The 9,933-nt window shown below is 40.5% G+C and carries 5 protein-coding genes and 1 riboswitch; of the genes, 4 read left to right on the top strand and 1 reads right to left on the bottom strand.

Translation table 11 applies throughout. From position 1 onward, the window contains the following. Positions 1-194 precede the first annotated feature (194 nt). Positions 195-270: riboswitch (cyclic di-GMP riboswitch) on the top strand. Between the two features lie 87 nt (positions 271-357). The 4 genes from PGZ10_RS15675 to PGZ10_RS15690 all read left to right on the top strand — a co-directional run bounded on the left by PGZ10_RS15675 (position 358) and on the right by PGZ10_RS15690 (position 8,533). Continuing rightward, on the top strand, positions 358-1,173 hold the full coding sequence (locus PGZ10_RS15675; RefSeq protein WP_117834008.1) for a substrate-binding periplasmic protein: 816 nt from the start codon (positions 358-360) through the stop codon (positions 1,171-1,173). Next, positions 1,157-3,313, top strand: a complete 2,157-nt coding sequence (locus tag PGZ10_RS15680) for a response regulator (RefSeq protein ID WP_270541794.1) — start codon at positions 1,157-1,159, stop codon at positions 3,311-3,313. Before PGZ10_RS15675 ends, PGZ10_RS15680 begins: the two co-directional genes overlap by 17 nt. Before the next feature lie 291 nt (positions 3,314-3,604). Next, on the top strand, positions 3,605-5,629 hold the full coding sequence (locus PGZ10_RS15685) for an ATP-binding protein (RefSeq protein WP_270541795.1): 2,025 nt from the start codon (positions 3,605-3,607) through the stop codon (positions 5,627-5,629). A gap of 36 nt (positions 5,630-5,665) precedes the next feature. Further along, positions 5,666-8,533, top strand: coding sequence for a transporter substrate-binding domain-containing protein (locus PGZ10_RS15690; protein ID WP_270541796.1), 2,868 nt, complete (start codon positions 5,666-5,668; stop codon positions 8,531-8,533). A gap of 142 nt (positions 8,534-8,675) precedes the next feature. Here the strand turns inward: PGZ10_RS15690 and aroC are convergent, their stop codons facing one another. Next, positions 8,676-9,782: a chorismate synthase gene (aroC, locus tag PGZ10_RS15695; protein WP_270541797.1), complete on the bottom strand. Its 1,107-nt coding sequence runs from the start codon at positions 9,780-9,782 to the stop codon at positions 8,676-8,678. Between the last annotated feature and the right edge of the window lie 151 nt (positions 9,783-9,933).

Genomic DNA, 9,933 nt, shown 5'->3' on the forward strand with positions numbered 1-9,933 from the left:
AGAGAATCATGACGCAGGAAACAGTAATGTCAATGCTGCGTGGACTTTGGAAGTAGGAGAACAGTTCGAGTATATGTATCGGCTGTTCTTTTTTATTTTTCAGCTTTAAAGCGGTGAGGTTTTTCTTATGCACGATAGATTGTGGGAGTATAATAACATCAATATTTTTGCATAAGTTTAAAAACTATAAATAATAGGATGATCGGCAAACCAGATGAAAATCTGGGACGCAAAGCTACAGGGCCTGTAAAATGGCAGCCAGTTGCATGAAATGAGATGCACTGTCTGTAGGACAGTGTTTTTTTATTTCATAGATATATGAAAAAAACGAAAAGGATAGTTAGGAATAGGCGGAAAATGAAAGGGAAAAGAGTAATTGCAGGCATTCTGCTTGCGGAAATTTTAGCAGTCACCCTGGCAGGGTGTAAAAACATAGATAACACCAGAGAAGAAACAGAAAAGCCGGTCATTACACTCGGCAGCGATAACTACCCACCATACAATTATCTGAATGAGGATGGTGTACCTACGGGCATAGATGTAGAACTTGCTACAGAAGCTTTCAAAAGAATGGGATATCAGGTGGATGTTGTCCAGATCAACTGGGAGAAGAAAAAAGAATTGGTAGAAAGCGGAGAGATTGACTGTATCATGGGCTGCTTTTCCATGGAAGGACGCCTTGATGATTACCGCTGGGCAGGACCATACATAGCAAGTCGACAGGTGGTAGCCGTAAACGAGAGCAGCGATATCTATAAGTTGAGTGATCTGGAGGGAAAGAATCTGGCTGTCCAGTCCACAACCAAACCGGAAGGTATCTTTCTGGACAGGATGGATGAGAGAATCCCTAAACTGGGCAATCTGATCAGTCTTGGACACCGGGAACTGATCTATACGTTTCTGGGAAAAGGGTATGTGGATGCAGTTGCCGCACATGAGGAATCTGTTGTCCAGTATATGAAGGATTATGATACAAGCTTCCGTATCCTGGAAGAGCCTCTGATGATCACCGGAATAGGTGTTGCTTTTGCAAAAGATGATGACAGAGGAATCTGTGAGCAGATGGAACAGACATTGGAAGAAATGCGCCAGGATGGCACATCCCTGAAAATCATTGAAAAATATCTGGATGATCCCCAGAAGTATCTGGAGGTGGATGATCTTGGATATTAAGAAAAAAGAAAAACGAATCCAGCTGCTCGGCGGTCTGCTTGGAATCTGTGTGGCGGTAGTTTCCCTGTTTTATTTCTTCCACTCAGAAAAAGCGGAAGCAGAGAAAAGAATGGTGGAGATTGTAAATTATGTGAAAGTGCAGTGTTCCACCTACACCCATTATAATGAATCATCGGAATCCAAAAGTCTCCTCCGTGCGATTGAAAGTGCCAGACAGATGAGTACAAATATTAAAACGGAAACAGAAAACGGCGGGCAGCTAAGCCGGGATTTTCTGAAGGGAAATCTGCAGACTCTCTGGGTGGATGGTATCCTTGTATTGGATGCAGATGGAAAGACGGACTGTGAATACAGCACAGATGAGTCTCTGACTAATGAGATTACGGAGTATCTGCAAAAAGACATCATCATGGATTTTGCCGGATATGAAGAAAGAAGCTATTCGGAACGGTTTACCAGGGAAGATGGGGCACATATCGATATTGCAGCCTGTGCCAGAAAAGATGCACCGGGCATCGTCGCAATCTACTATTACACTTCTCCTGAATTTGCCAGAAACTATACACTGACGATACAGAGGCTTTTAAACGGTTATAGTACTCAGAAAGATGGAAAGATTCTTGTTACAGACAATGGGACAGTTGTTGCCTGCAATGATGAGAGCCTGTTGGGGCAGAATACAGCCGACAACGAAGTGGTTCGGGCAATGAAAAAGCATACAGACAGTCAACATATCTATCATTTTAAGAAAGAAGGAATCGGATGTTACGGAATTATGCTGAAGCAGCGTGATTATTATATCTATGCATATCTTCTGGATACGGAAGTATTCCACAACCTTCCATTAAATGTGATGAGTGTTATTTTTCTTTATTTTTTGATGTTCGGTTTATTCTGGTTCTGGACATATAAAACCAATCTGACACATCAGAAACTGGAACAGGAAAAAGATGAAAAATATAAAGCAGAACTTCTGATAGCAGCTAAAAAGGCAGAAGCCGCCAATGAGGCAAAAACAGAGTTTCTTCAGCGAATGAGCCATGATATCCGGACTCCGATTAATGGAATTTGTGGCGTGCTCAATGTGGCAGATCATTATGCAGACGATATGAAAAAACAGACGGAATGCAGGGCAAAAGTCAAAGAGGCCTCTCATCTGCTTCTGGAACTGGTAAACGATGTCCTGGATATGAGTAAGCTGGAGTCAGATGAAGTGATTCTGGAAGAAATACCATTCAATCTGAGCGGTATTTTCAGGGAAGTATTTGTTGTGATTGAACAGATTGCAGCAGAACAGAATATTCGGATTGCGTGGGAGAAAAAAGAAATCATACACCGGAATCTTATCGGAAGTCCGGGGTATGTGAAACGTGTGATGATGAATATTCTGTCGAATGCGGTGAAATATAACAGAGAAAACGGACATATTTATATCAGCTGCGTAGAAATTCCATCCGAACAGCCAGAAACGGCGATAATGAAATTTGTCTGCCGGGATACCGGAATCGGAATGGCAGAAGAGTTCCAAAAACATATTTTTGAACCATTTGCACAGGAACATGCAGGAAGCCGCACAAAATTTGTCGGAACAGGTCTGGGAATGCCAATTACCAAAAAACTGGTTGAAAAAATGGGTGGAACCATTATGTTTAAAAGTAAAGAAGGTGTTGGGACAACATTTGTGATCCAGGTTCCATTCAGAATAGATCTGGCTACGGATAAACGGAAAGAACAGAAGGATGCATCAGAAAAAACGATAAAGGGGCTGCACATTCTTCTGGCGGAAGATAATGAGCTGAACATGGAAATTGCAGAATTTATGTTTCAGAATGAAGGCGCTGAAGTGACCAAAGCATGGAATGGACTGGAGGCTGTTGAAATATTTGAAAAAAGCAGACCTGGTGAATTTGATGTGATTCTGATGGATATCATGATGCCAGTCATGAATGGTTATAATGCCACAAAGAGGATCCGTTCTATGGACAGAGAGGATGCTAAGGAAATACCGATCATTGCAATGACAGCAAATGCATTCACAGAGGACAGAATAAGAGCAAAAGAAGCAGGGATGGATGAGCATATTTCCAAGCCTGTTGATGGAAATTTACTGGTAAAGGTAATTCATGAATTGTTGAACTAGCGGAAAATAATTTCAAATGGGAGATTCGTAATGAAAAAGAAAAAATGAAACAGAGTTTTGGCTGTATTCTTAATGATGGTGATAAGCATATCGCTTCTGTCAGGTTGTGGCAGCAAAAACGCGGAAAAAGAAGATGCAGAAACCAATGAACTGAACAGTGGCATGAATTCCATTGATTACAATGCAATTTCAGGTCAGTTAACTATAATTATGGTCGCCTTTAAAGAAGGATGGATACATCGGGATCATTGGATATTTTGACAGTTAAGTTTTTTAAAGAGAGGGTAGCGTATGGATGATTTTAAAAAACTCACAGAACAACTTTTGAAAATATATATTAATGACGGATCAGTAAATAATCTTGGTATAGAAAATTATTTTGATGAAAATATCAGTCTGATTGGAACTGGGAAACATGAGTTATTCACGAATCTGCATGAGTTTTTAGAATCATTCAAATTTGATGTAAAACGAAGAGGAAAAATCAGACTCGAAGTAAGAAATTTACATCAGGAAGAAGAAAGACTTGATGATGACCATGTTCTTGCACATGGAACAGTAGATTTTACTGGTCTGTTTAAAGATGGTTCAATCTGTTTTAAAATGGAGACAAGATTTACGATTATCTATAAGTGGACGAATGGAAAATGGCTGGTTCAGCATCTGCATCATTCAACACCGGATCTGGAACAGATGGACGGTGAAGAGTTCCCTCTCGCATTGGGGAAGCAGGTCAAAAAAACCCGGCAGGCCCTTCATGCATTAGGTACTGCTTATTATCATATCTCAAGGCTGAACTTAAAAACAAAGAAGATAGAACTTGTCAAAAGATCTCGAGAAATGGATATGGGTATTAAAGAGAATACTGCAGATTGGGATCCTCAGTTCAAGATTATCGAAGATATTATAGCAGAACCATTTGTGCAGAAGTATATGGAATTTTTTGACATACAAACCATGGCGGCACGTCTTCATAATAAAGAATCTATGTCTTCCGAATTCAAAAAGAAGGATGGATCATGGTTTCTTTCCATGGTTGTTCCTCAGAGTTATGATAAAAATGGAAATGTGACATCCGTGTTGTTTGCAAATAGAGATGTGACAGATGAAAAATTGAGGGAATTAAAACAAGAGGAAGAATTGCGGGAAGCTAAATTAAAAGCGGAATGTGCAAACAAAGCAAAATCATCATTTCTGTTAAATATGTCTCATGATATCAGAACTCCTATGAATGCAATCATTGGTTATGCAGAACTGGCATCCAGACATTTGCAGGAAACAGATAAGCTTGGCAGATATCTTGAAGAAATCCAAATATGCGGAAAAGAACTTTTGTCGATGCTTGGTAATGTTTTAGATCTTGCAAGAATTGAGAATAATAAGGTTGAGATGGAATACACTGTTTCAAATGTCCATGAGTGCTTTGAAAATTGTGTCATTATGTTCCAACAACAGGCAGAAAGTAAAAATCAGACGATCTCTTTGACAGAACAAATCATGTATCCGTATGTGTATATAGATGAACCTCACCTGTCAGAAGTCTGTTTTAATATAATAAGCAATGCAATAAAGTATACAAATACAGGAGGTTGGATATCCTGTAATGTTGTACAGAAATCCTGTGAAAAAGAAGACTGGTGCAATATGATCATTAGTATTACCGATAATGGAATTGGTATGTCTGAAGAATTCCAAAAGCGTGTTTTTGAAACTTTTGAAAGAGAACGTAACACTACATCCAGTCATATTGAGGGCAGCGGCATCGGAATGGGCATTACCAAAAAGCTTGTAGAGCTCATGGATGGCACAATAGAAGTGAAAAGTAAGCAGGGTAAAGGTTCCACATTTACAGTAACTATTCCTTGCAGAAAAGCGTCAGAAGACGATTCTCTGGTGAAAAAAAACAGTAATTTGCGCAATAAGAATTGTTTGAACAGTGTTCGGATCTTACTGGTCGAAGATAATGAGATCAACACTGAAATCGCAACGGAATTATTGACGGAAGAAGGATGTATTGTTGAGACTGCCAATGATGGTGTTGCATGTATTGACATGATTGAAAAGGCTGATGCTGATTATTACAAGATGATCCTTATGGATATCCAGATGCCGGTTATGAATGGATATGATGCTACATTAGCTATCCGAAAGATGAAGGATACGAAAAAAGCCAGGATCCCTATTATTGCGATGACTGCCAATGCTTTCGCAGAAGATGCACAAAAGGGTCTTTCTGTTGGAATGAATGCTCATGTTGCAAAGCCTGTTGATATGAATATTCTTGTCCCAACCATGCTGAAATTTTTGGGTTTGTGACGTGTAATAATCTGGTGATTTAAGGAGAAAAGAACAATGTACAAAAGTAGAAAAAAATCAGACGTACTATTTGCAGGTATATTTGTGATTTTAGCAATGTGGATGATATTATCAGTACACTGCCGGGCCGCTGAAAAGAATAATGATGAAAAACAGTCACAGATCGTCCGTATCGGATCCTTTGAAGATACCTTTGATTATATCGATAAAAACGGTGTCAGACGAGGATATGGGTATGAACTCCTGCAGGCTTTGGCAGGCTATACCGGATGGAAATTTGAGTACGTGAAATGTGACTGGTCCAACTGCTTCGATAAGCTTGAAAATGGTGAGATTGATGTCATGGGCGATATCTCTTACACCGATGAACGTGCACAAAGGATGCTTTTTTCAGATGAAGCGATGGGTGAAGAAAAATATATCCTTTATGCTGATTTGTCAAACATGAATATTGGAACGTCTGATTTCAAATTTATGGACGGGAAACGTGTAGGTGTGCTCATGGATACAAAACCAGAAAGTATGCTGACAGAATGGGAAAATAAGAATGGCATACATACAGAGCATGTAAATGTGAATAATAATGATGATGTCGAAAAGAAATTAGCGAACCATGAGATTGATGCTTTTGTATCTCTGGAGGAATCCATCTGGTCTGAACAGGGAATATCATCCGTTACCACGATTGGAAAATCAGGCATATATTTTACAATAAATAAAGAGCGCAGCGATATCAAGACGGAGCTGGACTATGCTATGCGCAAGTTAGATCAAGATAGTCCCTTTTTCAAGGCGGATTTGTATAAGAAATATTTTACGCTTGATTATAGTCAGGTTCTTACAGGTGAAGAAAAGTCCTGGGTGGAAGAACATGGTAACATCCGGATAGGATTTCTGAGCAATGATCCGGCGGTATTTTCCATGGAAGAAGAAACTGGAAAACTTACCGGAATGTTGGCAGAATATGTATCCTATGCCAAAGGCTGTCTGGGGAATCAGATACTGGAATTTAATATACACGAATACAATGATTATGACGAAATGATTCAGGCTTTACAAGAGCATGAGATTGACATGATTTTTTATGCCGGCAGAAATCCCAGTTTTGCAGAAGAAAAAGGATATGCACTTACAAACACAGCTTGGACTTACAGTCTGATGGCGGTAACTGATGAGGAAAATTTTGATGAGTATAATGTGTATACAGTAGCTGTGCCAAAGGAAAAAGAAGCCTTAAAACAGCATATTGCTTTCAGTTATCCACAATGGAAGCTGGTAGATTGTGATTCGCTTGATGATGCGGCAGATATGGTCTTGAATGAAAAGGCAGACTGTTTCCTCATGGGAGCAAGCCAGGCGATGATATATGATAACAGTCGAAATTTCAAGAGTGTTCCACTTACAAAAACAATGGAGGCATGCTTTGCAGTAAGAGGTGGAGAGGGTAGTCTTTTATCAATACTGAATAAAACCTTAAAGGCCATGCCATCTGACATGCTTACAAGTGCACTTGCTATCTATGACAGTACGGCAGATAAGGTAACATTTTCTGACTTTGTAAAAGATAATCTGATTGCTTTTTTTATTACGGCAATATTTTTTGCACTCAGTATAATTAGTATTATCCTCGTACTTTTACGAAAGGCAAGAAAAGCAGAAGCTGTTGCAAAGCTTGCAGCAAATAATACACAAAAACTCAATGATAAATTGGAGATTGCTTTGAAAAAAGCAGAGGATGCCAGTCTCGCAAAGACTCGTTTTCTTAACAATATGTCACATGACATCCGGACGCCTATGAATGTAATTCTGGGCTATGCACAGCTTATGGAGAATGAACTGAAAGGAAAAGACATGCCTGAAACCTTAGAACATTTGGAAAAAATGCAACAGTCGGGGAATCTTCTCCTGTCAATCATAAATAATGTACTGGATATGGCCCGGATCGAGAGTGGAAGGATGGAGCTTGATGAGAATTACTGCCGGATTGAAGATGTCAGGAAGTCTTTGTTTGCAGTATTTGATGAGAAAGCAAGGAAAAAGAATATTGCGCTTCATTACACGATGAATGTAGAACATGAGCATGTACTGACAGATGTTACCAAGGTGAAAGAAATATTTGTCAACATCCTGAGCAATGCTATAAAATATACTCCGTCCGGTGGTTCTGTTATGATGAGCGTAGATGAATTGCCATGCGACGAGCCAGGATACATGATTGTGAGGAACAGAGTGAGTGATACAGGAATTGGCATGAGTCAGGATTATATGACGAAGATTTTCGACGCATTCACACGTGAACAGAACACTACAAAGAGCAAAATCGCAGGAACCGGACTGGGAATGTCGATAGTCCGGAAATATGTTGATCTGCTTGGTGGAACAATAGATGTAGAGAGTGAACTCGGAAAGGGCAGCACCATTACAGTTACACTTAAACATAAGATAGCCGATGAAAGCTATTATGTAAAAAAACATATTGAAGAGTCTGGAACAGGCAGTGAAATCCTTGAAGGCAGGAATATCCTTCTGGCAGAGGATAATGATCTGAATGCAGAGATTACAGAAGCAATCCTTGAGCGTGCCGGCATTAAAACAGAACGTGTGGAGGATGGCATTCAATGTGTAAATATGATAGAAAAGATGCCGGCAGGTACATATGATATGATCCTGATGGATATTCAGATGCCGAAAATGAACGGTTATAAAGCAACACAGGCAATCAGACGCCTGCCGGATAAGGATAAAGCATGCATACCTATCATTGCAATGACAGCAAATGCATTTGAAGAAGATAAGAGAGATGCTCTTGCAGTTGGTATGAATGGTCATATCGCAAAACCCATTGAGCTTGATAAACTGCTGTCGATGTTAGCGGAAGTAATAAGGCAACAAGAAAATTGCTAATTTCATGGCACGGGAGAAAGAAGGCAGATGAGGAATTATAGATGCAGAGAAACGACAGAAGCTCCATCCTCAAGGCTGCCGACTAAGATTTACCTTTTTCACCGGAGTAGCCGGATGCGATGAGGACGGAAGATTGTTGGGTTTATTTTTCAGTGCCGTAGAAGCGTTTGAGCTTGTCCATTCGGGCACTCATGTTGGTGAAGAGCAGATCGAGGATCGTGATTGCGGCCATGGATTCTACGACTACGACGGCGCGTGGGACGATGACCGGGTCGTGACGTCCTTTAATGATCATTTCGGTGTTTTCTCCATCTTTGGTGACGGTGGACTGTGGCTGTGAAATGGACGGAGTCGGCTTTACTGCCGCGCGGAAGATGATCTTGCTTCCGTCACTCATACCGCCGAGGACACCGCCTGCATGGTTGGTGTCTTTGGTGATCCTTCCATCTTTTGTATGGAAGGAATCATTGTTGATACTTCCTTTTGTATCTGCAGCTTTAAAGCCGTCACCGATCTCAAAGCCTTTGACTGCTCCGATGGACAGCATTGCTTTGGCAAGATTGGCGTCCAGTTTTTCAAATACGGTATCACCGATTCCTACCGGCATACCGGTAATAACACATTCAATGATGCCTCCTGAGGAATCCTGATTTTTAATACATTCTTTCAGATAGGCAGATGCTTTTTGGGCATATGCGTTGCTTGGCATATAAATCGGGTTCTGGAAAATCTCTTCCGGATGGTATTCATTTTCCGGAACAGATACCGGACCGATTGCTTTCGTATAAGCATGTACTTCAATGCCAAGTTCTTTCAAAATCTTAGCAGCAACTGCACCTGCTGCAACTCTGGCAGTAGTTTCTCTTCCGGAAGAGCGTCCCCCTCCTCTGTAATCACGGAAACCATACTTTTCATCAAATGTATAATCTGCGTGTCCCGGCCTGTATGTGTTCATAATATTTCCGTAATCACGGGAACGCTGATCCTGGTTCTGTACGAGAATTGAAATCGGAGTTCCGGTCGTCCGACCTTCAAATACGCCGGACCAGATCTGTGCCATATCACTTTCCTTACGTCCGGTTGTAAACTGGCTTTGCCCGGGTTTTCTTCTATCCAGATAAACCTGGATATCCTCCTCTGAAAGAGAAAGCCCTGCCGGACACCCGTCAATCACAACACCGATCCCCTTTCCGTGCGATTCCCCCCATGTAGAAATCTGAAACAATCTTCCATAAATAGATCCTGCCATACTATATACCATCCTTTCTGTAAGCTTTTATTTATAAAGAATTAATTTGTGAATCAGTCAAAACGAAAAAACGAACAATAAAGCAGAAGAACACTTGCGCAATGGGATTTGAAACATTTCGTTTATTCTACTACAATATATTTATGGATAA

Origin of the sequence: Coprococcus sp. AF102-57 (assembly GCF_027686195.1) — a bacterium.
Taxonomy (GTDB): domain Bacteria; phylum Bacillota; class Clostridia; order Lachnospirales; family Lachnospiraceae; genus Allocoprococcus; species Allocoprococcus comes.

Bases quoted from the DNA above. Each gene is read 5' to 3' on its own strand.
- PGZ10_RS15675 (WP_117834008.1), top strand. From the start codon at position 358: ATGAAAGGGAAAAGAGTAATTGCAGGCATTCTGCTTGCGGAAATTTTA.
- PGZ10_RS15680 (WP_270541794.1), top strand. From the start codon at position 1,157: ATGATCTTGGATATTAAGAAAAAAGAAAAACGAATCCAGCTGCTCGGC.
- PGZ10_RS15685 (WP_270541795.1), top strand. From the start codon at position 3,605: ATGGATGATTTTAAAAAACTCACAGAACAACTTTTGAAAATATATATT.
- PGZ10_RS15690 (WP_270541796.1), top strand. From the start codon at position 5,666: ATGTACAAAAGTAGAAAAAAATCAGACGTACTATTTGCAGGTATATTT.
- aroC (WP_270541797.1), bottom strand. From the start codon at position 9,782: ATGGCAGGATCTATTTATGGAAGATTGTTTCAGATTTCTACATGGGGG.